Genomic DNA, 23,921 nt, shown 5'->3' with positions numbered 1-23,921 from the left:
GAAGGCTTTACAACTTGAACTCTAAGCTGAACATCGTAGTCCGGGTGGATCTGGACCACAGCAAGGCCAAGGTGATTGCAACGGGGCATATCACCATTCACAGCGTCAACGCCCTCTATGTAGTGGCAAAGCGTGCCAACTCCCTCAGGGGAGGCCTGGACCTGGAACTGGACGTTTCCAGCGCCTGGGTGGACGAGGAAGCACTGGAAATGCTCCGCGCCGCCTCTGAAACAAGGCACCTTCCAGCCAAAATCGATCCGGAACAGGCTCCCTGCACCATCAGCGTGCTGGCTGACCGCCGACATCCGCGTCACACGGCCGGCCGCCTGGCCGCATAAATTTCCCGGCCGCTCGCCGCGCCCATTTTTCGGGCCAGAGCAGGCCGACCACCGCTTCTCTTTCCGCTCCAACAGCCCGAAGTGCAGCTGCATCTGAACAAACGGATGGCTGCACTTCGGGATGGTGGAGCAGTTTTTGTTTTACCGGAGCTGGTCCTTGGCAACCAGGATGTCCTGAAGCTCCTCAACGGTGAGGCCGGCGGCCCTGCCCAGGTCCTCCTGCCCTGCACCCAGCCTCGCGGCGCTCTGGACTGCATGCTCAAACCGCTCCTGCGCCGCATCCAGCTCCCACTGGAGGCTCTCCACCCTTGCGGAAGCCAACTGGACGGCCTCCAGCGGATCACCGGCAGTGCCGCCGTCGACGATCCTGTAACCGCATGCGCAGGACCATTCCGCCGAGCCAAGCTCCAATGGCGCCCACCCCAGCGACGCTATCGGTACGGGGCCGGCCGCCATCGCTGCGCCGCAGTGAAAGGGTGCCGCGGGGTCGCCAATCATGGAGGGTGCGGGCTGAAGCGGGAGTTCTTCGTAATGCTCAACGCGGGTCGACTGCCCCGGCGCCTGAGGTTCAAGTACTGCAGTCATGCAATCCGCCGTCCGATAGTTAACTAACAATGTAGCTAGTCTAACTAGGATTATCTCTTTGTCTACCGGCCGGTAATGCCGGGGCCGGAGTTGACGGCGTCCACTGCTTCCCGCATGCGCACCAGGAAGTGCATGACGGCCTTGATTTCTTCGGAAGACAACGATTCGGCGGCTTCCAGCATGCGCTTGTGCATCTGGTTCAGGTTGTGCCGGACTTCCTCGTCGGCGCCGGGAGTAGGCCGCAGGATGACGGCGCGGCGGTCCGAGGGGTGGGGCTCCCGGGTGACGTAGCCGCCGGACACCAGACGGTCCACAAGACTGGTCATGGAGGCGGACGTGATGCACAGGCGGGCTGCAAGTTCCGTGGGTCGGATTCCCACGCCGGCAGCCTCTGCATCGATGAGGTACCGCAGCGCCAGGAGGTCCGTCTCCCCCATTGCGGCGGACGAGCGGGTGCGCCTTCTCATAGCGCTCTCCGAGGTCCGGAATTCGCGGAGCGCGTTGATGACATCAACAGCCCCGGGCTCGACGCCCTCAACGGGTGGGTACCAGTAGCCTTCGCTTGCACCATGCGGGTTCATGCGAATTCCTTCGATATCCTACTTGCTTGGCTGTCTAACAAACCCATGGTAGCCCACTTGTTCCCCCGCCACCTCCACAACGTTGAAAAGCAGCAGGCAAGTACCCGGGCGGGCGGCACGGGAAAAGTAGAGTACCGGCTACTCGTGCCGCACACCGTCCCGGCCCAATAAGTTTCTTCCAACCCGCGGCGCCACGGCCAAGGGGCGTGACGAGACGGGGGTGCAGGGTGGCGGTTGGCCCGGCAGACAATGTGGAGCCCGAACGGCAGGGGTTCCTGCTGGATTTGGTGACAGGGGCCGACGGCGATGCAGGGTCCCTGCAGAAGCTCACCGATGCTGCCGCCCGCTGGATCAGCACTTCCGCCGGAAGGGCACTGGAGTGCGCCGCCGTCCTGCACCGGCAGCGGTCCTGTTTTGCCACCGCCGGCAGCACTCCGGCCGCGGCCAGCGTGGCATCGGAGGACGAGCACGGGGACAGCCCCACCGCTCTTGGTTCGCCGCTGATGGCGCCGGCAGTGATCAACCAGGCCGGCGCCCGCTGGGAGGCGTACCGCAGGCGGCTGCTGGACAAAGGCTTCGGCTCAGCGCTTGCCGTTCCCCTGGAATTGCAGCCGGGCTCGGCTGGAGCCCTCGTGTTCCTGGGACCGGCAAACTACGTTTTCAACGCCAAGGTGATCAACGAGGCAGCCTGGTTTGGCGAGGTGGCATCGCACAGCCTGAAGCTGGCCCTCGACGTGCACGGCGTCATCCGCGCCGGGGACAACCTGAAACAGGTACTGGAGAGCCGGACCAGCATCGACGTGGCCTGCGGCGTGCTCATGGCGCAGAACCGCTGCTCATACACGGAGGCGTTCAGCAAGCTTGCCGGCACCTCACGGCACCGGAACCTGAAGGTCCGCAGCGTTGCGGAGAACATCCTGAGGTCACTGCCCAGCGGCACGCCCGGAACACGGTTCGAGCCCCCGGCAATCGCGTAGGAACTGCGGCGAAAATCCTAGTGCCGTGCCCGTGCCCTGATAAGGCCGGCCGCCACCAGCCCTGCACCTCCGAGTGAAGCCAGCATGCCGCCGAGAGCCACAAAGTAATCGGTAATGGTCATTGTCCTGCGCTCCTTCCGTACTGCCTGATGAGCCAAGCTATGCGGCGAAACTCAGCATTTCCTGAAGGATCGCCAGCAGCTTTGGTCAAGATCCGGTAAAGGAAAACTGCGGCGATCCACATACTTCGCCCCGCGATCTTCTCTTTGTAGGGGCGTTCCGTATTATTCATGCATGTGGACAAAACAAAGCCAGAGCTTCTGCCCCACCTGCGGCAGGACCACCAATCACGTCACCCATTTCCAAAAGGACGACGCCGGGTCCCTGGTTGCGGACGTCCGCTGCGTTGAGTGCCCCGAGATTGCCGGGGCGGTCGCCTAGGTAGTTTCGTTCCCCGAAGACGGCAGTTGGCCTTCCATGCCGGAGGCGTGCGGACGCACGACGGCGAAGACCGCCAGGGCCGCGGCCTGGACCACCGTGACGGTAACCGCAAGTGCAGGAACTGAGATCTCGTAGAGCAGGCCGATGACGAAACTGCCGGCCAGCCAGGCAAGGCCGTAGCAGGCAGTGAACATCCCGTAAGCACTCCCCCGCCGGGCCACCGGAGCGAGGCCCGCCACCCCGGCCCGCATGGTGCTTTCCTGGACACCCATCGCTGCTCCCCACAGCAGCACCCCCGCCACCGCAAGCGCCGTGCTGTTGCTGAAGCCCAGCCACGGGACCGCGGCGGCCAGGACCGGAAGGGCCAGGAGAACCTTCAACCCCACCCGGTCAAAAAGCCAGCCGGAAACCAATGCCGCCACGGCATCCACTCCCATGGCCGCGGCGTAAAGCACCGGGACCAATGAGGGCGGCAGGAGTCCGGTGGCCACCAGATGGAACGACAGCAGGCCGAACGTGGCATAGCCGAACATGGTCAGGCTGCTGAAGGCTGCGTAGAGCCAGTACTGGCGCGGCATTGGGGCCGGCTTCCCAGCAATTGTGTCCTGGGCGGGAACGGGGCTGGCGGGAACGGGGCTGGCGGGAACGGGGCTGGCGGGAGCGGGGCTGGGTGGGGCTGGCGGCGCGGCGGAAGGCTCGTAGACACCGGGGTCGGGAACGCGTCGCCTGAGGCGGAACAGAATCAGCATGGCAGCAATCCCCGGAACAGCCAGGAGCAGGAACCCGGGACCGTAGCTGCCGGACAGCGCCAGGGCCGCCCCCACCAGCAGCGGCCCCGCCAGCGCCCCCACCTGGTCCAGCGCCTCGTGCAGCGCGAACGCCTTGCCCTGCCCCATCGCTGAACCGGCCTCGGCCAGCATGGTGTCCTTCGCCGGGCTCCGCACCGCCTTGCCCAGCCTTTCCGCCAGGACCAGCAGGCAGGCTATCCACAGCGCATCGCTGATCCCCAGCAACGGCACGGACAGCGCGGTCAGGGCATAACCGCTGAGTGCGAGCGTCCATCGCAGCGCCGGCCGGTCGGCCAGCCGCCCGAACACCAGGCGGAGCACCAAGGCCACCGCTTCACCAGCCCCCGTGACCACGCTGACCAGGAGCGCGGACGCGCCCAGCGCACCCAGGTAAGGGCCGGTGACGCTCCGCGCCCCTTCGTAGACCATGTCCATCAGCGCACTGACCACCCCGAAGACCAGGATGAAGCGGATGGCAGTCATGGGCGCCGGAGGAGGTGTCCCGCCGGCGCTACCGCTGGTACGCATGCTCCCGGGCCTGCTTCACGCCCCGGCCGGACACAGCTCGGGTTGACACGGGCCGGGCTGACACGGGACGGCCGGGTCCGGCGCGACGGGACCGGGTGGGGTGAGGGTGTACACCTTCCGGACGCGTTACCGCCAGGATCACCCCGATGCCGGCCAGTGAGGAGACCATGGCCGATCCGCCATAGGAGATGAACGGCAGCGGCACGCCGATCACCGGCAGCAGTCCGCTGACCATGGCGATGTTGATCACGGCCTGTCCCAGGATCCAGGTGATCACGCTGCAGGCCACGATCCGCGAGAAGGTGTCCGTGGTGCGGGCAATGGTCTTGAACACCGCGATGGCCAGGATGGCGAACAGCCCCAGCACCAGCAGGGTTCCGGCCAGGCCGAGTTCTTCGCCGAGGATGGAGAAGATGAAGTCGTTGTGGGCTTCGGGGATCCAGTTCCACTTCTGCCGGCTCTGTCCCAGGCCCACGCCAAACCAGCCGCCGGAGGCCAGGGCGTACGCGCCGTGCTGCGCCTGGTAGCCCATTCCCTGCGCGTCCTCGTCGGATCCCATGCCCAGCCAGGATGAGATCCGCCCCATCCGGTTGCCGCTGGTGGCCGCGAGCAGGAGCGCTGCCACCGCGCAGACCAGCCCCGCAACCGAGAACACCTTCATCCGGACTCCGCCATAGAACATGGTGGCGGCGAGGATCATCATGATGATCATGGTGGTGCCCAGGTCGTGCCCCAGCGCCACGATCAGCATGATCAGTCCCCCTGCGGGTGCCAACGGAATGACCGCATGCTTCCACTGCCCCAAAAGGGCCTGCTTGCGGTCCAGGATGGCGGCGGCCCAGACGATCAGCGAGAGCTTTGCGAACTCGGAGGGCTGCGCGGTGAAACCTCCCACGCTCAGCCAGTTCCGGTTGCCGTTGACGGACATTCCCAGCGGTGTGAACACCAGCACCAGGGCAACAAGGGAGCCGATCAGCAGCGGCCAACCCAGCCATCGGATCCGCCGCACGGGCATCCGGGCCAGCACCAGCATGATCACCACGCCAGCCACGGTCCACATGGCCTGCTTCAGGGGCAGGTCGTACGGATTGTTTCCTGCCGCCACAGATTCCACGGACGACGCCGATGCCACCTCCACGAGTCCGATCGCCGAGAGCGTGAGGACCACCGCCAGGATCAGCGGCCGGAGGCGTCCCGGGGAGTCATCCACCAGCCACACCGCCACTTTGCCCAGCCCGCGCCGGGCAGGACGGCCCGCCACGCGCTGCTTTTGTCCTGTATTCATCTGTCCGTTCCTCAGCCTGCACAGCAGGGCTTTCCCCATGGCCGGGCCCATCTCCGGGGCGGGTACCCGCCGAGAAAAAAGAGTACGCCCTCTGCCGCCGCCAGGACCGGGACGGCGCGGCTGCAGGCTGCCGTTCTTGGGGAATTGCCAGCTTGGGCCTGTAGGGTAGCCGAAACCTGTCCCCTCCCGAAGGTCATTTTTTCGTGTTCGGTTCCAGAAAATCCCCCGACCCGGATCAGGTTGGCTCCGCCCCCGGCGCCTACCCCGGCCAAGGCGAGTTGTACGCCGCCAGTTTGCGCCGCCGTCGGCCTGTACGCCGTGTCCCGCGCTGGCTCAAGGCCGTTACCGCCGTGGTGTCCGCCCTGCTCGTCGGTGCCGTGGCCTTCGGCGGCTACTGGGCGTGGCGCCTGCAGTCGAACATCACAACGTCTGAACTGACGGCGGGTGGAGAGCGGACCGAAGGGACCGTGAACGACAGCACGGACCGGATGCAGATCCTGGTCCTGGGCTCCGACACCCGGGACGGCAGCAACAGCCAGTACGGCAGCGCGGAGGACTCCTCCGGCTACGGCCAGTCCGACGTCATGATGCTGCTGGACATTTCCGCGGACAACAAGCACGTCAACGTGGTCAGCTTCCCGCGCGACCTGCTGGTGGACGTGCCGGCGTGCACGGACCCCAAAACCAAGCAGGCATATCCGGCCCGCCAGGACGTGATGATCAACAGCGCCATGGCACAGGCCGGCATCGGCTGCGCCGTGGACACCGTGAACAAACTGACCGGCCTGGAGGTGGACCACTTCATGATGGCCGACTTCAACGCGGTAAAGGAACTGTCCAATGCCGTGGGTGGCGTGGAGGTCTGCGTCAGCGATGCCGTGCACGATCCGGACAGCGGGCTGAACCTGCCTGCCGGAACGTCCCAGGTGCAGGGCGAACAGGCGCTGGCGTTCCTGCGGACCCGGCACGCTTTCGCCAACGGCGGGGACCTGGGGCGCATTCAGGCCCAGCAGGGCTTCCTGGCTTCGCTCAGCCGGAAGCTCAAGTCCGAGGGCACTCTGGGCAATCCGCAGAAGACCCTGACCATTGCCGACACCATCACCAGGAACCTGACCGTTGACTCGGGCCTGTCCTCCATCCCATCACTGCTGACCATCGCCAACCGGCTGAAGAACATCGACCCGGCCAACATCAACTTCATCACCACGCCCACGGTGCCGGCGCCGGCGGACCCCAACCGGCTGGCACTGAATGAGCCGACAGCCTCCAACTTCTTCGCCGCGCTCCGAAGCAGCCCGGACCTGAGCCAGCCCTCCTCCGCCTCCCCCACGGAGGCGCCCGCAACTCCCGCGGCACCCGCCTACGACAAGTCGCTGCAGCCCGTCTCCATTGCCAACGGCACCGGCGTGACGGGGCGGAGCAATGCCATTGCCGGGCTGCTCTCTGAGGCCGGTTTCACCAACCTGACCAAGCTGCAGGCCCAGGCGCAGGAGAAGACCATGGTCTACTACTCGGCCGGGTTCGAGGACGTGGCCGCGGACGTGGCCGCGCTGTTCGGCCTGCCCGCAGGCAACGTGCAGCAGGTGGCGAACATCCAGGGCGTGCAACTGTACGCGGGCACGGACTTTGCCGCCGGCACCAAACCCGCCGCACCGCCGTCGTCCGCCGACTCCTCAGGCGGCGTGGTGGCCCAGACGGGCAGCGACCAGACCTGCCAATCGGCCAACCCCCTGGGGTAGCAGGACTACAGGCCGGTCTACCGGCGCGGCGGCTCACACGGCATGGGGCTGAAGGCGTGCTTCTCCGGGAGGCTTCGTTCGCCGGGCAGGCTTCGTTCGCGGGCCCGGCTTCGTTGGCGGGACTGGCTTCGTTCGCCGGGCAGGAACCCTGGCGGCCACTTTGGTGGTTCCCAGTCCTGGTGTTCGCTTGTGTAGTGGCGGCCGGTGGGTGAGGTCCAGCCGGGTGGTTCGTTCGTGCTGGCCGGGGTGGGTTTCCAGGCGGTGGTGTGCCGGAGCCTGTGGTGTTTCGGGCAGGGCTGTCCCAGGTTGCTGATTCCGGTGGTGCCGCCGTGGTGCCAGGCGAGGAGATGGTCGGCCTCCGTGTCCAGGGAGGTGTTGCTGCAGCCCGGGAACGGGCATTTCCCGTCCCGCATCCGCAGCCAGGCCCGCATCGCCCTGGGAACCCGGTAACTCTTCCGGCCGATCTCCAACGGCGCCCCGTCCCGGGGATCCACCAACACCCGGTAAAACGAGCCCGCCCCGTCCGCGACCAGTCGCCGCGCCATCGACGCCGGCACCGGACCATACCCGTCCAGCATCCCCGGCTCATCCGTCAAACCCATCAGTGCGAACACCGGAACCGTAACCAGCACCTCGGCGCGGACCGGCGACGGCCGGTGGCCAGTTCCCGGTGCGGCGCTGGTCCCGCTCCTGCTGGTACTGCCGCCCCGGGTGTTGCCGCTGCCGAGGATCGCTGCGGCGAAACTGTCGGCCCGCAGCTGGGGCATTGTCCTGTTCTCGGCCGGGCCCTGCAGGCCCCGTGCGGCAGCGGTGAGCCGGTTCCACCCAGCCTGGGCCTGGTCCGCGGGCAGGTACGCGCCCAGCCACGCCATCCCGTCCCGGTCCGCCCGGAACTCCACCCGCCGCTCCGCCACACCCCTGGCATGCCGCTTCTCGATCGATTCGGCATGGTGGCGCTCCCGCCAGGTCCGGGCCTTGACCCGGAACCGGTGCGCCGGCAGCTCCCCGGCAGGACAGCCGCGGGCGGCGTCCTGTGCTTCAGGGTCCAGGAAATGCGCCTCCAACGCCGCCGCCCCTGCCGCATCAAGGGACGCCGTTTCGTCTGCCAGCACCATCGCGTGCTGCCACGAGATCACCCCGGCCTGCAAAGCCTCCAAAGTCCGCGGCAAGCTGCTGGTCAGGGCATGGGAGGTGGCCAGGAACGACGCCGCCGCCCGCGGACCCAACGCCAGCACGCACCCGATCTCCGCCGCGACCGCCATCTCCTGCGCCACGACCGGCACGTCCGGCCCCGCCACAGCATGCGCAGCCTCCGCGTACCCCACCGCAGCCTTCGCCTTCACCCCCGCAACCCGCGCCTCGACCTCCCGGGCCCCTGCAAGAATCTCCAGGCACCCATCCGCCAGACCGGCCAGCGGATCAGAAACCGCATCAATATCCGAGAACGGCAACGAACCCTCCCCATCCACCTCAGCCTGAAGCACCGCAAGGGCAGCACGGATCTCCTCGAACGCCCTCACCACCGCCGCCTTCCCCATAAACCCATCATGACAAGGGGGTCTGACAATTGCCGGCGCGCCACCGAAAGTTAACCGCCCCCTCCACTTCAGCGGCGGTTGTTCAAGCCGAAAACTTGACGCGGGGACTGGGATTACAGTTCATCTTCACCTGAATACAGTGATGGATGTACTCTAAAACCGTGCAAACCCTCCAGCCCATGCAGACCCTCACCCACGCCCCTGTGCTGGCCCGTTTTGGCTATGCGGTGTCGGACCCTACCCGCGCCCGAGTCCTGCTGGCACTTGCAGACGCCCCCTCCTATCCTTCCGACCTGGCGGAAAACTTAGGGGTGTCCCGGCAGAGCATGTCCAATCACTTGACCTGTTTGCGCGGCTGCGGACTGGTGGTTGCGGTGCCGGACGGGCGGCGGAGCCGTTATGAACTGGCGGACGCCCGGATCGGCCACGCTATCAAGGACCTCATCAATGTTGTCCTCGCGGTGGACCCAGCCTGCTGCGCCCCGAATGGGGAGTGCTTCGCATGACCGCTGCGCTTAACTCCCCCACCGTGGAACGCCGCAGGGTGCTGAGCCGGCGAATCCGGCTTCTGGCGGGAGCAACCATCACCTACAACGTCGTCGAGGCCGTCGTGTCCCTGTGGGCGGGCGGCGCGGCCGACTCCTCGGCGCTGATCGGCTTCGGCCTGGATTCGGTGATCGAAGTAGCCTCCGCACTGGCATTGTCCTGGCAGTTCTCCGCCAAGGACCCGGAGCGGCGTGAGCATCTGACCCTGCGGATCATCGCCATCTCATTCTTCGCCCTGGCCGCATTTGTGGCTGTGAATGCCATCCGCTCTTTGGCGGGTGCGGGAGAAGCCCAGCACTCGGTGCCCGGCATCGTGATCGCGGCGTTGAGCCTGGCCGTCATGCCGGTCCTGTCCTGGACCCAACGCAGGGCTGGGCGGGAACTGGGATCACGGACAGCGGTGGCCGATTCCAAGCAGACGCTGCTATGCACCTACCTCTCCGCCGTGCTGCTGGTTGGCCTGGTCCTGAACAGCACCCTGGGCTGGTGGTGGGCAGACGCCGGCGCGGCGCTGGTGATCGCCGGCATTGCGGTGCGTGAAGGCGTCAACGCGTGGCGCGGGGACGCCTGCTGCGCCGTTCCCCACGTGGTGGCTGAAGAAGCCGAAAACACTGCGTGCTGCCCGGACTGTTCCAGCACCGCTCAACCGGAGCCCATGGGTATGCCCGGCATCCGAAAGGACTGACCTGCAGCTTCAGGCGTCAGTTGGTCAATTGGCCGGCAGGCTCGGGTTCCTGCGCTGGTTGCTTGGAAGCATGGGGCGCGGAAGGCGCGCGGCCCGGAGTCCCGGGAGTGGAACCTGCAGGCGTTGAACGGTCGACGGCGGGCTCCAGCCTTTTGTTCGCCCATCCCCGGAGCGGCCGCTCAACAAAGCGGAAGGACGCGTACGCCAGCAATACCGTGAGGGCTGCGGTCAGTGCGATGCGGAGCGGCAGCGCCGGGATCAGGGGCATCAGCAGCAGGTAGACCGGCAGGTGCCAGAGGTACAGGCCGTAGGACAGATCGCGGCCGGGGCGGGCCAGCCAGGGGTGGCTGAGGATACGGGAGAGGAACCCGGCCGGCTGGAGCACCAGGGAACCGATCAGTACCGCGGACAACAACGCGAGCGCCGCGGGCCCCCACGTCCAAAACAGGTTGAACCAGTCGCCGGGGGTGTCCGGCTCCTTAAGCAGGAACAGCGCTGCCACCAGGGAGATGCCGGCCAGCGGTGCAGCCCAGCGGGCAGCGGACACCAGTGCGCGGTGCAGCCGGGAACCGTCCCGCACGGCCGTGAACATCAAGGCGAGCGCACAGCCGATCAGCAGTTCGTCCGCCCGGGTGTCCGGTCCGTTGTAGATGCGGTCCAGCGGCTCGCCCGCGTTCACCAGCAGGAACCGGTTCAGTACGAAGACGGCGGCCAGGGCGACGGTGGCCAAGGCTGAGGTACGGACCTTCCAGAAGCGGAGCATCAGCAGCAGGAGCAGCGGCCACACCAGGTAGAACTGCTCTTCCACGGCGAGGGTCCAGGTGGGGCCGAGGGTTTCACCCGCGATGGACTCGCCGAACATGCCAAAGTGCGCCAGGTTCATCACGTACGCGGCAGCGGGAAGGACGAACCCCGCCTGGCCGCCCCAGCCTGACGCCGGGAACAGAAGGCCGACGGCGACGATCACCGCGCAGAGTGCCAGGAGCGCCGGCCAAAGCCGGGCCAGGCGCTTGGCGTAGAAGACGCCCAGGTGGAGCCGGCCGGTGGCGATCCGTTCCTTCATGATCAGCAGCGTGATCACGAAGCCGCTCAGCGTGAAGAACACGTCAACACCGATGGATCCACCCGGCATGGAGTCGGTGGCGGTATGGAAAAAGAACACGCCCGCCACGGCGATGCTCCGGAGCCCATCCAGGGCATGCTTGCGCCCCGCGATCAGCCCCGTTTGGGGCGCCGACGGGCGTTCCGGTACTGACAAATTTCCGCTGCTGGACCTAAAAACCACTAAGCAAGCATATATAACGTTTCCATAACTGCGCTGTGCGCGGGCTTGGAGAAGGCTGGTATCGGTGCGCTGATCCCGCCCTTGTGGCTGATTCCTGCTGCTTCTACATTGAACAGATGGTGGACCAGGACATGGCGGACGACTTTGAAGGGATTGTGGATCTGATCGCCGGGACGGAGGACATCAAGTCGGTGCTGGATGGACTCACCGGCTTCGCGGCAGCCAGCATGACCAGCACTACCGGAGTGCCCATCGAATGCGCTGTCACCCTGCACCGGCGCAAGCGTACGGCCACCATCGGCGGCAGCAGCGGCAGGGCCGCGGTGCTTGACCGGATTGAACAAACGCTGGGAGACGGGCCCTGCGTGGAAGCGTTGGAAAGCGGAGTTCCCGTCCTGTTGGGAGACGTTTCGTCCGACCTGCGGTGGCCGGAATACCGGAGCGCCCTTTCTGCCGCGGGGGTTGCCAGTGCCCTTGGCATCCCCATGAAGATGAATGACGACGCCGGGGCAGTCCTGGATTTCTTCGCCCCCTCCACGGGGTGCTTCACTGAGCAGGCGGTGTCTGATGGGCTCCGGTTCGCCGAGATGGCGGGAAAGGCCCTGCGGCTCGCAGTCCGGATCGTGGCTGCGGAACAGCGGGCCGAGCACTTGAAGTCGGCCATGGACACCAGGACCGCCATCGACCTGGCCTGCGGCATCATTATGGCCCAGAACAACTGCAGCAGGGATGCCGCCTTCGGCCTTCTCAGCAACGCCTCCAGCACCCGAAACCAAAAGCTCAACGAACTCGCCGAAACGCTGGTGGACCGGTTCTCGGGCCCTGGAACAGCTGAGGCCCACTTCGACGACTGAGGCTTCACCCCAACCCCTTCCCGCTTGGGGAGGGCCCTGTTAGCATGGCGCGTGCCGACAACGAAGTCCCGCTCACAAAAGGAGTCCCCGTATGCCCACCCGGCTCAATCCCTATCTGAGCTTTCGAAACAATGCCCGTGAAGCCATGGAATTCTACAAAGACGTCTTTGGCGGTGAACTGAACATCGGCACGTTCGCGGAATTCCAGGCCAGCCAGGATCCCTCCGAAGACCAGCTGGTCATGCACGCACAACTCGATACCCCAACGGGGCTGACCCTGATGGCGTCGGACACCCCGCAGCGGATGGACTACACGCCCGGAAACACGTTCAGCATCTCCCTCAGCGGCGGTGACGACGCGGAACTCAGGGGCTACTGGGAGAAGTTGTCCGACGGCGGCACGGTAGCAATGCCGTTGAACACAGCCATCTGGGGTGACACCTTTGGCATGTGCACCGACAAATTCGGTGTCCAGTGGCTGGTGAACATCGCCGGGCCGAAGCAGTAACCTGCGCTGAGAGGTCAGCCGCCGGCCCTGCCGCACCAAGTGTCCAGGGCCTCGGCAAGCCCGTCTGCTGAGCCCGCGCCCACCCAGGCGACGTACCCGTCCGGCCGCACCAGGACTGCGGCGGGCGCACCCACAGCACCCAGCACGGGAAGCTGCCAGCCGCCGTCGTACGTGGCCGGAACATGCCGCACCCTGCCGTTGGAAAGGCCCGCACCCAACTCCTGCCCGCTGAAGTCCAGCAGCAGGGGCCGCGCCTGGTGCAGCAGTTCGAAGACCCGGATGGGACCTTCGGCAGTGGTGACTTCCAGGTCCGGCATCCGGCGACCCAGGAGCGGATGGCCGGCGCCCAGGTCGTAGGCCACGTCGAGCCCTGTCACAAGCGCCGCGATGGGAACCCCGGCCCCCTCCACGCGGAGCACCTCGCCCAGCAGGTCGCGCAGCGCCTCCTGCCGGGGGTCTGATTTTTGGAAAAGCGACTGCGCCATGGTGTACTTCAGCGCCCGCTCCCCCGCCTGGTGGCGCTCCGCGTGGTAGGTGTCCAGCAGTTCCTCGCCGGTGAGGCCCCGCACCACCTGCCCCAGCTTCCACCCAAGGTTGACCGCGTCCTGCACGCCGAGGCCAATACCGAGCCCGCCTGTCGGTGAGTGGACATGCGCCGCGTCGCCGGCCAGCAGCACCCGGCCCTTCCGGTAGGTCTCCGCCTGGCGGGTGGCGTCGGTGAACCGTGACAGCCAGGTGGGACTGTGCACGCCGAAGTCGGTGCCGAACACGTCGGTCAGCGCCTGCCGCAGGTCCGCCAGGGTGGGCTCGGTGGTTGGACCGAGCACAGCCTCGGTCACCACCACGCGGACCGTGCCGTCCCCCATCGGGTAGAGGCCGTGGATGCCGCGGGCGTCCACCTTTCCCTGCTGGACAGGCTCCCCCGCCACCTTCACCTCGGCAATCAGGCTGCTCCGGGTTGCGTCCGGGCCCGCCATCGTGATGCCCGCCGAACGCCGCACCGTGCTGCGGCCCCCGTCGGTGCCCACCACATACCGGGCCCGCAGCGATCCGCCGGCGCCAAGCTGAACGTCCACGCCGCCGTCGTCCGCCTCCACGCCGGTGACCTCTACACCGCGCCGGACCTGCACGCCCAGCTCCTCCACCCACTCAAGCAGCAGCCGCTCAATGTGGTTCTGGAACAGCGCCAGCGTGTATGGATGCCGGGTGGGCAGCCCGCCCAGGTCCAGCGGTGTGTTGCCGAACGTGGCCGCGTTAATCGTTTTGCCCTCGGCAAGGAACCTGTCCACGATGCCGCGCTGGTCCAGCAGTTCAAGGGTGCGGGAATGGATTCCGCCCCCGCGGGAGCCCGCCAACTCCTGGGACTCCCGCCGTTCAAGGACAACGGCGTCCACCCCCGCCAGCCGCAGCTCGCCCGCCAGCATCAACCCCGTGGGCCCGCTCCCCACAATCACCACGTCATGCATGCCGTCCCCCTCAATCCACGAATAGTCGACCGCCAGTATGCGGCACCCCCGGGGCCTTGCGGCAAGGCCCCCGCGGCGGGGTACCTTGGAAATGGAAGGGGATTCCCGCGCTGCTGTCGATTTTCGCTTCCGGTGCGCGTCGTATGGGTAGGGGCTCCACTGAAGGGCTCCGGCCAACAGCGAAGGGAGCACGACATGTCCAAGTATTTGATCCTGATTTTCCAGGATGAGGCGGTAGCGCGGCAGGCCGAAGGCGAGTCGATCAGCGCCAGCTACCAGGAGTTCATGCAGCGGCGCGGTTCCAACCTGATCAACGGGGCCGCCCTGCAGCCATCCTCGACCGTGACGTCCGTCCGGCGTGATGGGTCGGGCGGGTTCCTGGTCTCGGATGGTCCGTTCGCGGAGTCGAAGGAAACCCTGGGCGGCTATTACCTGGTGGAGGCAGCCGACCTGGATGAAGCCCTCGAAATCGCCAAGGAGGTACCCGCCGGGGTTGGAGTCGAGGTCTGGCCCGTTCGGGTGGTCAGCTGATGCCGCACGCCGCCAGCTCCGAGGTCGCCGCGGCGGTGGCCGACGCCCACCGGCGCGAATGGGGGTTCGTGCTGGCGGCCACGGTGCGTGTTGCCGGGGATATCGACGCCGCCGAAGAGGCGGTCCAGGACGCGTATGCCAGTGCTTTGTCCACGTGGGGCGTGAACGGAATCCCCAGGAATCCGGGGGCCTGGCTTACGGTTACGGCACGACGGCGGGCCCTGGACATGCGGCGCCGCGTGGCCACCCTCCAGCGGGCCCTGCCCAAGCTGCTGGAACCTGAGGAGTATGGCGACGACGCGCCGGACGCTGATGACATCCCGGACGACCGGCTCCGGCTGATTTTCACCTGCTGCCATCCCGCCTTGGCGCTCGAAGCCCAGGTGGCGCTGACGCTGCGGCTGCTGTGCGGACTGTCCACCGCCGATGTGGCGCGCGCGTTCCTGGTCCCGGAAGCCACCATGGCGGCACGGATCACCCGCGCGAAAAAGAAGATTGCCGCCGCCGGCATCCCCTACCGGGTACCGCCGGTGTCTGAGCTGCACGAACGCGTGGACGGCGTGCTGTCGGTCGTGTACCTGGTGTACACGACGGGGCACACCTCCCCGTCAGGTTCGGACCTGATGCGCCGCGACCTTGCCGAACGCGGTTTGGAGCTGGCCAGGACACTGCGGGTCCTGCTACCCGCTGACCCCGATGTTGCCGGCCTGCTGGCCCTGGTCCTGCTTACGGACGCCCGCAGGGACGCCCGGGTGGACAAGCACGACGACCAGGTTCTGCTCGAGGACCAGGACCGGTCGAAATGGGACCGGCGTGCCATCGCGGAAGGTGTTGGGCTGTTGCGGGAGGCCTTGGTTTCGCGGCCTCCCGGCAGGTTCGCCCTGATGGCCGCGATTGCCGCTGTGCACGATGAAAGCGGATCCTGGTCCGACACCGACTGGCAGGAGATCCTGGTCCTGTATGACCTGCTGATGGAAAGGTGGCCGTCCCCGGTGGTCCAGCTCAACAGGGCCATCGCGCTGGGCTTCGCCGTGGGTTATGCGGAAGGCCTGGCGGAGCTGGATGCGCTCGGTGCCGAGCCGCAGCTCGCCCGGTACCCGTATCTTGCCGCGGCGCGGGCCGACTTCCTGGCCCGGCTTGGGCACCCGGAGGAGGCGCGGGTGGCGTTCCAGGAAGCCCTGATCCTCACCGGCAATGAGGCGGAGCGGCGTGCCCTCCGGGCCCGCCTGGGTCAACTCGTGGAGTAGCCATCGCCGGTTCCTGTCCTGTTCCGGGCAAAGGGAAAGCCCCTCCTAGGAGGGGCTTTCAACGTAGTGGTCATTTGTCTGTAGGTAACGGTCAGTGGTGATGCACTCCCCCTTCCCGGACGCCCCCGGCGCCCATCCGGACTATGACCCAACCCACTTTAATAACATGTGGCCAGTGCGTAAAGACCCTTGTGCCGAAAAACTTGAAAGGAACGACGACGGCGCGGGGCCGCCGTCGTGCCATGGCTGGTTGGGTCAGTCCAAGCCTTCGCCGTGGCTAGGACTTAGCCCAGATGGACACCCAGTCGACCAGGACGTGGCCGCTGGTCTCGGGCAGCGGGCATTTTGGCGAGCAGGACTCGGTCTGCAGGATGTAGTGCATGGGTGTGTTCAGTCCGAACGACCTGGACACACCGATCGAATTTCCATCAAGGAAGAATTCGATGCCGTCGGCACGCCACTCAGTAGTAGCGATATGCCAGTCCCCGTACGGTACTTCCGGACGTAGGGCGTCCCAACGGTGCACGTCGTTCTCCACGCCGTGTACGGCTGCGTAGATGAGCTTTGACAGGTCTCCCTCGGGAAAATCGATCTCGCCGTCCTCGGGCCATCGCTTGCTGTCCGGCCACAGCAGCCACGCCAGTTTGAATCCCGGCAGGACATCGGCCTTGAAGCGGACCGAATAGCGCCCGTACACCAAGCTGTTGTACGGCCGCTGGCTGGCCCCATCCAGTTTCGGTGACGGAGCAGCACCCATTGCCACACCGTTTTCAGAATGCAGGTAGAAGTCCAGGACGCCATCGTGGACACTCAGGACCTTCGACGGGAAATACCCGGATGTCCGTTCGCCCTTGTTTTGCTGCTGGGCGGCTGTGTCCGGCGTGCCGTCCGCGTAGTTGGCGCTCCAGCGCGTGCCGTAGACGGGGCCCGGGAATCCGCCAGTGCCAACGTCTCCTTCGGCGAAGTCCTCAACAAAAACCTGCCTCCAGCCAGGCAGGTCTCCCACTGGCACGGACAGGGAGGCTGCAGAAGGGTCTGAGGGTCGATCGAGGACAAGGGGCGGTACCGAACCAGGCGATGGCTCCTCTGTTGGTGGCTGTGCTGACTCAGAGGCCGCGGAAGGGACGTCCGTCGCCGCCTGCGCAGAATCGGAGACCGTGCTCTCCGGTTCGGCTCCCTGGGGCGGCGATGAACCTGGAGCACGCCTGAGGTCGCCGCATGCCACAGCTGATAAAAGCGTCATAACCAAGACGAGGACGACGCAAGTCCATGCACGATGCTGAATCCTCTTCAAGAGTTTCGCTCCTCCCAGAAGACCTTGGACGGGAGCCTGGTCCCCCTAGTCAATTCAGCCTACGGACAAGCCGCGCATTCGGTCACGAGTAGTGGGTACTCATATTTCCGTTCAGGGCCTTGAGGGGGCTACGCGTTAGGTTGATTACGGGGAGGACCGTCAGCCCAATGGGGATACCGTGCGCCAGTATGAGGTTGCGCCGGTTTCCTTTTGGTGCGCGTTACGGGAAAAAAGCCCTGTCCCTGACTCGGCCATAGGCGGCGGAATACGGACAATTTCGAGTTCAAAGATATCGAGCAGACACCTGCTTCCGGTCAATGTGTCCAGAATCCAAAACCGCCCGTATTCCGGGTCTGTGTCCGTCACCGGGCCCCGATGAATCAACGTGTTCTGGTAGAAAGCTTCGATCGCATCGCCGGAAACGAGCTCACTGCAGGATCCAACGACATGGGGGGCAAGACTTGTCACGACTCATCCTTTTCTCTTGGCTTACAGATCCCCCTGTCTCATATCCTTCCTGCGCAAGCTGACTGCCGGGTGTCTACAGGATGATGATTCCCTGACATTTTGGTGCGGGGCCCCGCACGAGCCCACGCAAAGGCCCGGCCCTGGATTGCGGGTGCTAGCCGACTACCGGGACCGGGCCTTTGCGTGACGGACGGGCCTTTGCAGGAATGTCAGGCGCGGGTCCTGCCACGCAGGAAATGGAAGATCAGGACCACCACGGCGACAACCAGAAGTATGTGGATCAGTCCCCCGCCGATATTGGCGAGCAGGCCCAGAAGCCAGAGGACCGCGATGATAATGGCTATCCAAAGCAACATCAGAATCTCCTTGGTTCGTTTCCAGATGGCACATATATACCCCGCCAGGGGCGGCCCCTGGAAAGGCCCACAAAGGTTTACCGCGTGGTGCCTCTTACCCTAATTCAGATTTCCATTAGGGAAAATGGCGCCACGAATTGCGCCAAGAATTCGTCCCTCAAACAGCGGCCACTAGATGTCGGCCAGCAGCGACGTGGGGTTTTCGATGGCATCTGCCACGAAGCGGAGGAAGCCGCCGGCGGTGCCGCCGTCACAGACGCGGTGGTCGAAGGTCAGCGTGAGTTCGGTGACCTTGCGGACCGCCAGCTCACCGTTGACCACCCACGGCTTGTCGATGATCCGGCCGACGCCGAGGATGGCCACCTCCGGATGGTTGATGATCGCCGCGGACCCGTCCACGCCGAACACGCCGTAGTTGTTCAGGGTGAACGTGCCACTGCCCAGCTCGGTGGGGGTCGCCTTGCCGTCCCGGGCCACCTGGGTGAGGCGGCGGATCTCGCCGTCGAGCTCCCTGGCGCTGAGTTTCTCGGCGCCGCGGACGGACGGGACCACCAGGCCCCGGTCGGTCTGCGCCGCGAAGCCCAGGTTGACGCCGTCGAACGCGACAATCTCCTGCGACCCGTCCTCCGCGGCTTCGATCCGGGTGTTCAGCTCCGGGTACTTTTTCAGCCCTGCGGTGACGAAACGGGCGATGAATGCCAGCAGGCCAGGAGCCTCGGCGCCGTTGGCCTTAAGTCCCTCGCGGAGCTCCAGCAATGCGGTGGCGTCCACATCCACCCATACGGTTGCTTCCGGGATCTCGGACCGGCTGCGGGCCATGTTGGCGGCCACGGCCTTGCGGACCCCACGGACCGGGGTGCGGGTGGCAATGCCAAGCCCGGTGCGGGCGTCCACGCCGTTGGCCGGGGTGGCTTCCCGGGGCGCCGTGGCCGGCCGCGTTTCGGCGGGCTTGGCCTCCTCGGGCTTGGCTGCGGGGGCTTCCACCGGTGCAGTGGTCCGCAGCGCAGCCTCAACGTCGCGCCGCATGATCAGGCCGCTGTCGCCGGAGCCTGAGATGTCCCCGAGGTCGACGCCGTGCTCCCGGGCCATGCGCCGGACCAGCGGCGAGATCACGGCTCCGAGCTTGCCGGGGACGCGGGTGCGCAGGAGGGTGAGGTCGTCCTCGGTGGGCTTCGGTTCAGCCGGCTCAGCGAGGGCGACGGCGGTTTTCCGGGCACGGGTGCGCCGGGCAACACCGTGTCCGCCGGGAGTCCCATAACCGATCAGCACATTGCCGGATCCGGCCTTCTCCTCTTCCCGGTAGGCTTCGGCTGCCGCATTGGCCGGCTTGGGCTCGGCAAGCTCGGTCTCTGTGGGCTGGACTTCCGGCTGGGCCGAAGGGGCGGGGGCGGCATCATCCGCGGCGGCCCCGGCATTAGCACCAACAGGCGTCACCGTAATCAGCGGCTTCCCCACGTCCAGGGTCTCGCCGGGCTGGCCGTGCAGTTCGGTGACGATTCCGGCATACGGCGACGGTACCTCCACGGCGGATTTGGCGGTCTCCACCTCGGCAATCGGCTGGTCGACGGCGATCTCGTCGCCCACGGCAACGTGCCAGGAGACGAGTTCAGCTTCGGTAAGGCCCTCGCCGAGGTCGGGCAGCAAAAACACACGTGGTTCGCTCATGGTCAGTTCTCCCACTGAAGGTCGTCAACGGCGTCGAGGATGCGGTCCACGCCGGGCAGGTAGTACTTCTCGAGTTTGGGTGCCGGGTAGGGGACGTCGAATCCGGTAACGCGGCGGATGGGGGCGGCCAGGTAGTGGAAGCAGCGTTCCTGGACCCGGGCCACGATCTCGGAGGACACGGACGCGAAGCCGTGCGCCTCGGCGATCACCACGGCCCGGCCGGTCTTGCGGACGGACGCGCACACGGTGTCGTCGTCGAACGGGACGATGGTCCGCACGTCGATGACCTCCAGCGAGCGGCCTTCCAACGCGGCCGCTTCGGCGGCGGCGAGCGCGGTGGGGACGGACGGGCCATAGGCGATCAGCGTGGCGTCCGTGCCGGGACGTGCGACGGCGGCACGGCCTTCGGAGGTGCGTCCCGCCGTCGAGCCTTCCACGGAAGCACCTTCCTCGTGAAGGCGGCGGAGCTCGGGAAGGTCCACGGAGTCCTTGGTCCAGTACATCTTCTTGGGCTCCATGAAGACGACGGGGTCGTCGGAGTCGATGGCTTCGCGCAGCATCCGGTAGCCGTCCGCCACCGTGGCCGGGGTATAGACCTTCAGGCCCGCGGTGTGCGCGTAGTAGGACTCGGAGGAGTCGCAGTGGTGCTCCACTCCCCCGATGCCGCCGCCGTACGGGATGCGGATCACCATGGGCAGCTTCACGGCCCCCTTGGTGCGGTTGTGCATCTTGGCCACGTGGCTGACGATCTGCTCGAACGCAGGGTAGGCGAACGCGTCGAACTGCATCTCGATGACAGGGCGCATCCCGTTGATGGCCATCCCCACGGCCATGCCCACGATGCCGGACTCGGCCAGCGGGGTGTCGAAGCAGCGCTGTTCGCCGAACGTGGCGGTGAGGCCGTCGGTGATGCGGAAGACCCCGCCCAGCATGCCCACGTCCTCGCCGAACACCAGGACGGAGGAGTCGGCGTGCATGGCGTCCGCCAGGGCGGTGTTGAGGGCCTTGGCCATGGTGACGGGCTGGGGACCCGCGGCTTCGGCGGACGCGGCGGCCGAGGCTGCGGCCCGGGCGGTGGCGGCACTGACGTTGCCGTTGGCTTCGGACGAGGTGGTGATGGTGGGGCTCACTTGCCGGCCTCCTGTGAATCAGTAGCTGCTGCGTCGCGGGCCAGCTCGTCGGCGAGCATGGCGGACTGTTCCTTCAACTGCGGCGTCTGCCGGGCGAAGACGTGGCGGAACAGTTCCTGCGGGTCCACCTGCACGTCCTCGCTCAGGCCCTCGCGCAGCTGGGCGGCAACCGCTTCAGCGTGGGAAGCGATGCGTGCTTCGGCGTCGTCATCCAGCAGCCCCCGGTCCGTCAGGTACGTCCGCATCCGGTTGACGGGATCCTTGGCCCGCCACTCCGCAACCTCGCTGTTTTCCCGGTAGCGGGTGTCGTCGTCGGCGTTGGTGTGGGCCTGCATGCGGTAGGTGTTGGCTTCCACCAGGAGCGGTCCGGAGCCTTCGCGGGCGAGTTTCACGGCGCGGTCCAGGACGGCGAGGAGGGCCACCACGTCATTGCCGTCCACGCGTTCGCCGGCCATGCCGTAGCCCACGGCCTTGTGCGCCAGCGACGGCGCCACGGACTGGTGCGCCAGGGGCACCGAGATGGCGTACTTGTTGTTCTGGACGAAGAAGACCACCGGCAGGTGGAAGACGGCGGCGAAGTTGAGGGCTTCGTGGAAGTCGCCTTCGCTGGTGGCACCGTCACCGCACATGGCCAGCACCACGGTGTCCTCGCCGCGGAGCTTGGCGGCGTGCGCCACGCCCACGGCATGCAGCAACTGGGTGGTCAGCGGCGTGCACTGGATGCCCACCTTGTATTTGAGGGGGTCGTAGCCGCCGTGCCAGTCGCCGCGGAAGATGGTCATCACCTGTACCGGGTCCACGCCGCGGGTCATCACGGCCACGGCGTCGCGGTAGGTGGGGAACATCCAGTCACGCTCGGACAGGCAGAGGGCGGCGGCCACCTGGCAGGCTTCCTGGCCGTGGCTGGAGGGGTAGACGGCCATGCGGCCCTGCCGGACCAGGGCGGAGTTCTGGTCGTTGACGCGGCGTCCGACGACGAGGCGTTCGTACGCTGCCAGCAGTTCGTCATCGCCGGGTACAGGGTATTCGTGGCCGGGCTGGGTGCCCTGCTCGCTGTCCGGGATGAGCCGGCCGTCCGGATCCACCATCTGGATCTGGTGCCGGGCGGGGAGCATGTAGTCCTCCACCGTGATGCCGAACTTCTTCACAGCTTCCGTGAGCGCATCGTCTGCGGGCTCGGTGCTGGCGGTGTCCGGCGCGGTGTGGTCTGCGGAGATCGTCATTGGTCCGTCCTTCGGTAGCCACTATTCCCTCCCAGTATTGTCCCGGGCGAGGTTTCGTATCCAGCACCTCCGCAAATCGTGGAGAAGCTGCCCTGAAGTGCCGGGTTTGGAAGACGATTTGTAACTGTGACGTGGATTACCGACCCGCGCCGTGGACAAAATGGCGGGCAGGGAAACTGCACCTGCTTCCATCCGGGCGCGAAAGCCTGGCGGCCAACGGAAAGAAGTGCATTGACCCCTGTCTCCCGAAGGCCCACACTCGGATGATGCGGGTACGCACCGTCCCGGGACATCCGGGACTGCGGCATTTTCCTAACAGCAGTGACAGGCGGGGGCGTTCGCTATGGAAATAGCCAAATTGTGGGCCAGGCTCGACCCGGACACGCGGCAATGGCTGGTTGATAATCCCGGCTGCAAGATCCTTCCGCGCACCGTCGCGGCGGCCATCATGAAGAGCACCGGAGTCGAATTCGAACAGGACAGGCATGGCGAAACCGTGCTCTCCCCCGGCGACTGCGACTTCATCCGCGGCGCAGCGGAGGGGACCGGGACCCGCCACCACGGGTCCTGATCCACCCCCCCCAACCGGCCCGGGAAAGGCCGACCGGTTGAACATCATTCGTTCCAGCGGCGTTCCTGCTGCCGGTTTTGTATTCCCGCGCGCTCCGGCCACGGAGACTCTCCTCAAATCTGCCTACTATGGAAGACGATTTGTATTCGTGAGGTGGACTACCGACAGGAGCCGTGGGCACAATGGCGGGCAAGGATGTGGCGGCCGAGGTTCCGCTGGATGAGATCGACCGGCGCATCATCAGCGAACTCACCCGGGACGGCCGTATGTCCGTCACGCAGGTGGCGGAAAACGTGCATATTTCCCGGGCGCATGCCTATTCCCGCATTGCCCGGCTGACCGGTGACGGCGTGCTCACCCGGTTCACCGCGCTGGTGGATCCCATCAAGGCAGGGTTGAAGTCCTCCGCCTACGTGACGCTGAAGCTGAAGCAGGATTCGTGGCGGGAACTCCGCGACCAGTTGGGCGCCATCCCGGAGGTCCACCACATCGCGCTGGTGGGCGGCGACTTCGACGTGATCCTGCTGGTCCGGGCCGTGGACAACATCGACCTGCGCCGCGTCATCTTCGACCAGCTGCAGACCATGCCGGGCGTGCTGGACACGCAGACGTTCCTGGTGTTCGAGGACGTGGATACGCGGTAAGCCGGCCTTCCTCGCTGCCGCGCACCGAAATCAAGCGGCCAATATTGAGCCGACCTTGATGAATTCTTGACCGGATCCGGGGACGTCCTTGAGGCGTTCACTCCAAAGTGATGCGTGAAGGACGGGAGCGCATCGCTGATGCACCTGGGTACTGGGTCCCAGTCAACCCGCGCCTGCGTCGGATAACACCGACGGTCTCAGAAGCCTGGCGGCGCTAAGCAAGGGCGCCGCCAGGCATCCAACTCAACTTTCCACACAAGACCAGGGGCCTGCGGCGGAGGCACGGATCAGCGTCGATCCGAAAAAGCCGCCGGCCCCCGCACCCCAAGTGGGACACACGACGGCGGGACGCGGCCGCCGTCGTACGCTCGCGTCCCTGCGTTGATTGACGCGCATATTCGCCCACGACGCGCACAGTCCCTTTCGCCGCCCACGTTCGAGCCGCGCCACGGAATATGCGCGTCGAAAATCGGGAAGCGCGTCGCGGGTCACTTCCTGCGGCGCACCACGAGCACGATGTACAGGGCAACGGCCACCGCCACCAACGCGCCGATGCTGATCCCTGCCGTAGGACCGTCGAGCATCCGGAACTCCTCTTCAGCGATACATCGTTACAGACGGCAACAGCATACGTCCGGCCGTCTTCCT

General features: G+C 66.2%; 25 protein-coding genes. 12 read left to right on the top strand and 13 right to left on the bottom strand.

Annotated elements, in window-relative coordinates; translation table 11 throughout:
* The first annotated feature begins 14 nt into the window (after nt 1–14).
* Nucleotides 15–338, top strand: coding sequence for an aminoacyl-tRNA hydrolase (locus ACV095_RS04975; RefSeq protein WP_018768660.1), 324 nt, complete (start codon nt 15–17; stop codon nt 336–338).
* A gap of 141 nt (nt 339–479) precedes the next feature.
* On the opposite strand, the gene ACV095_RS04970 is transcribed toward ACV095_RS04975, so the two are convergent.
* Nucleotides 480–923 carry a hypothetical protein gene (locus ACV095_RS04970; protein ID WP_478223041.1) on the bottom strand — a complete coding sequence of 148 codons (444 nt, stop codon included), beginning with the start codon at nt 921–923 and terminating at the stop codon, nt 480–482.
* A 62-nt stretch (nt 924–985) separates the two neighbouring features.
* Nucleotides 986–1,504 carry a MarR family winged helix-turn-helix transcriptional regulator gene (locus ACV095_RS04965; protein WP_018768662.1) on the bottom strand — a complete coding sequence of 173 codons (519 nt, stop codon included), beginning with the start codon at nt 1,502–1,504 and terminating at the stop codon, nt 986–988.
* Between the two features lie 227 nt (nt 1,505–1,731).
* On the opposite strand from ACV095_RS04965, the gene ACV095_RS04960 reads away from it, so the two are divergent.
* Together ACV095_RS04960 and ACV095_RS04955 are read left to right on the top strand one after the other, a co-directional pair.
* Nucleotides 1,732–2,481: an ANTAR domain-containing protein gene (locus ACV095_RS04960; protein ID WP_018768663.1), complete on the top strand. Its 750-nt coding sequence runs from the start codon at nt 1,732–1,734 to the stop codon at nt 2,479–2,481.
* A gap of 294 nt (nt 2,482–2,775) precedes the next feature.
* On the top strand, nt 2,776–2,922 hold the full coding sequence (locus ACV095_RS04955; protein WP_155845532.1) for a hypothetical protein: 147 nt from the start codon (nt 2,776–2,778) through the stop codon (nt 2,920–2,922).
* On the opposite strand, the gene ACV095_RS04950 is transcribed toward ACV095_RS04955, so the two are convergent.
* Both ACV095_RS04950 and ftsW read right to left on the bottom strand, forming a co-directional pair.
* Complete coding sequence (locus ACV095_RS04950) at nt 2,919–4,238, bottom strand: MFS transporter (protein WP_478223040.1); 1,320 nt, start codon at nt 4,236–4,238, stop codon at nt 2,919–2,921. The two genes, ACV095_RS04955 and ACV095_RS04950, sit on opposite strands and share 4 nt — an antisense overlap.
* Entirely contained in the window at nt 4,222–5,523 is a 1,302-nt protein-coding gene (ftsW, locus tag ACV095_RS04945) for a putative lipid II flippase FtsW (protein WP_268001805.1), read from the bottom strand. The genes ACV095_RS04950 and ftsW overlap by 17 nt, the downstream gene beginning before the upstream one ends.
* A 203-nt stretch (nt 5,524–5,726) precedes the next feature.
* On the opposite strand from ftsW, the gene ACV095_RS04940 reads away from it, so the two are divergent.
* Nucleotides 5,727–7,262 carry an LCP family protein gene (locus tag ACV095_RS04940; RefSeq protein ID WP_478223039.1) on the top strand — a complete coding sequence of 512 codons (1,536 nt, stop codon included), beginning with the start codon at nt 5,727–5,729 and terminating at the stop codon, nt 7,260–7,262.
* Nucleotides 7,263–7,279: 17 nt separating this feature from the next.
* On the opposite strand, the gene ACV095_RS04935 is transcribed toward ACV095_RS04940, so the two are convergent.
* Nucleotides 7,280–8,800 carry an HNH endonuclease signature motif containing protein gene (locus ACV095_RS04935; protein WP_478223038.1) on the bottom strand — a complete coding sequence of 507 codons (1,521 nt, stop codon included), beginning with the start codon at nt 8,798–8,800 and terminating at the stop codon, nt 7,280–7,282.
* Nucleotides 8,801–8,979: 179 nt separating this feature from the next.
* Between ACV095_RS04935 and ACV095_RS04930 the strand changes: the two genes are divergently transcribed.
* Complete coding sequence (locus tag ACV095_RS04930; RefSeq protein ID WP_478223417.1) at nt 8,980–9,306, top strand: ArsR/SmtB family transcription factor; 327 nt, start codon at nt 8,980–8,982, stop codon at nt 9,304–9,306.
* On the top strand, nt 9,303–10,031 hold the full coding sequence (locus ACV095_RS04925) for a cation diffusion facilitator family transporter (RefSeq protein WP_268001809.1): 729 nt from the start codon (nt 9,303–9,305) through the stop codon (nt 10,029–10,031). Before ACV095_RS04930 ends, ACV095_RS04925 begins: the two co-directional genes overlap by 4 nt.
* A 16-nt stretch (nt 10,032–10,047) precedes the next feature.
* On the opposite strand, the gene ACV095_RS04920 is transcribed toward ACV095_RS04925, so the two are convergent.
* Nucleotides 10,048–11,289, bottom strand: a complete 1,242-nt coding sequence (locus ACV095_RS04920) for an acyltransferase family protein (RefSeq protein ID WP_478223037.1) — start codon at nt 11,287–11,289, stop codon at nt 10,048–10,050.
* A 143-nt stretch (nt 11,290–11,432) separates the two neighbouring features.
* Here ACV095_RS04920 and ACV095_RS04915 point away from each other — a divergent pair, with 143 nt between their 5' ends.
* Together ACV095_RS04915 and ACV095_RS04910 are read left to right on the top strand one after the other, a co-directional pair.
* Entirely contained in the window at nt 11,433–12,170 is a 738-nt protein-coding gene (locus tag ACV095_RS04915; RefSeq protein WP_261377404.1) for a GAF and ANTAR domain-containing protein, read from the top strand.
* Between the two features lie 91 nt (nt 12,171–12,261).
* The gene (locus ACV095_RS04910) at nt 12,262–12,678 is read left to right on the top strand and encodes a VOC family protein (RefSeq protein WP_478223036.1); all 417 of its coding nucleotides are present in this window, start codon (nt 12,262–12,264) and stop codon (nt 12,676–12,678) included.
* A 14-nt stretch (nt 12,679–12,692) separates the two neighbouring features.
* Here the strand turns inward: ACV095_RS04910 and ACV095_RS04905 are convergent, their stop codons facing one another.
* On the bottom strand, nt 12,693–14,144 hold the full coding sequence (locus ACV095_RS04905) for an FAD-dependent monooxygenase (RefSeq protein WP_478223035.1): 1,452 nt from the start codon (nt 14,142–14,144) through the stop codon (nt 12,693–12,695).
* Nucleotides 14,145–14,339: 195 nt separating this feature from the next.
* On the opposite strand from ACV095_RS04905, the gene ACV095_RS04900 reads away from it, so the two are divergent.
* Both ACV095_RS04900 and ACV095_RS04895 read left to right on the top strand, forming a co-directional pair.
* A complete protein-coding gene (locus ACV095_RS04900; RefSeq protein ID WP_018768675.1) occupies nt 14,340–14,675 on the top strand; it encodes a YciI family protein in 336 nt (111 codons plus the stop codon).
* Entirely contained in the window at nt 14,675–15,922 is a 1,248-nt protein-coding gene (locus tag ACV095_RS04895) for an RNA polymerase sigma factor (RefSeq protein WP_018768676.1), read from the top strand. The genes ACV095_RS04900 and ACV095_RS04895 overlap by 1 nt, the downstream gene beginning before the upstream one ends.
* 277 nt (nt 15,923–16,199) lie before the next feature.
* On the opposite strand, the gene ACV095_RS04890 is transcribed toward ACV095_RS04895, so the two are convergent.
* The 6 genes from ACV095_RS04890 to pdhA form a co-directional block, all read right to left on the bottom strand.
* On the bottom strand, nt 16,200–16,934 hold the full coding sequence (locus tag ACV095_RS04890; RefSeq protein ID WP_478223034.1) for a family 16 glycosylhydrolase: 735 nt from the start codon (nt 16,932–16,934) through the stop codon (nt 16,200–16,202).
* A 441-nt stretch (nt 16,935–17,375) separates the two neighbouring features.
* A complete protein-coding gene (locus tag ACV095_RS04885) occupies nt 17,376–17,684 on the bottom strand; it encodes a hypothetical protein (RefSeq protein ID WP_478223033.1) in 309 nt (102 codons plus the stop codon).
* 209 nt (nt 17,685–17,893) lie between these two features.
* Nucleotides 17,894–18,040, bottom strand: coding sequence for a lmo0937 family membrane protein (locus tag ACV095_RS04880; protein ID WP_018768678.1), 147 nt, complete (start codon nt 18,038–18,040; stop codon nt 17,894–17,896).
* A 171-nt stretch (nt 18,041–18,211) separates the two neighbouring features.
* A complete protein-coding gene (locus ACV095_RS04875; protein WP_478223032.1) occupies nt 18,212–19,705 on the bottom strand; it encodes a dihydrolipoamide acetyltransferase family protein in 1,494 nt (497 codons plus the stop codon).
* Between the two features lie 2 nt (nt 19,706–19,707).
* A complete protein-coding gene (locus ACV095_RS04870) occupies nt 19,708–20,835 on the bottom strand; it encodes an alpha-ketoacid dehydrogenase subunit beta (protein ID WP_478223031.1) in 1,128 nt (375 codons plus the stop codon).
* Complete coding sequence (gene pdhA / locus ACV095_RS04865; protein WP_018768681.1) at nt 20,832–22,058, bottom strand: pyruvate dehydrogenase (acetyl-transferring) E1 component subunit alpha; 1,227 nt, start codon at nt 22,056–22,058, stop codon at nt 20,832–20,834. The genes ACV095_RS04870 and pdhA overlap by 4 nt, the downstream gene beginning before the upstream one ends.
* Before the next feature lie 343 nt (nt 22,059–22,401).
* On the opposite strand from pdhA, the gene ACV095_RS04860 reads away from it, so the two are divergent.
* Complete coding sequence (locus ACV095_RS04860) at nt 22,402–22,629, top strand: hypothetical protein (protein WP_478223030.1); 228 nt, start codon at nt 22,402–22,404, stop codon at nt 22,627–22,629.
* Between the two features lie 182 nt (nt 22,630–22,811).
* Nucleotides 22,812–23,273, top strand: a complete 462-nt coding sequence (locus tag ACV095_RS04855) for an Lrp/AsnC family transcriptional regulator (protein ID WP_018768683.1) — start codon at nt 22,812–22,814, stop codon at nt 23,271–23,273.
* The last annotated feature ends 648 nt before the right edge of the window (nt 23,274–23,921 follow it).

It is taken from the genome of Arthrobacter sp. JDC6 (genome assembly GCF_056484025.1).
The sequence above is the reverse complement of the archived record's forward strand: the minus strand, read 5'-3'. Positions and strand labels throughout refer to the sequence as shown.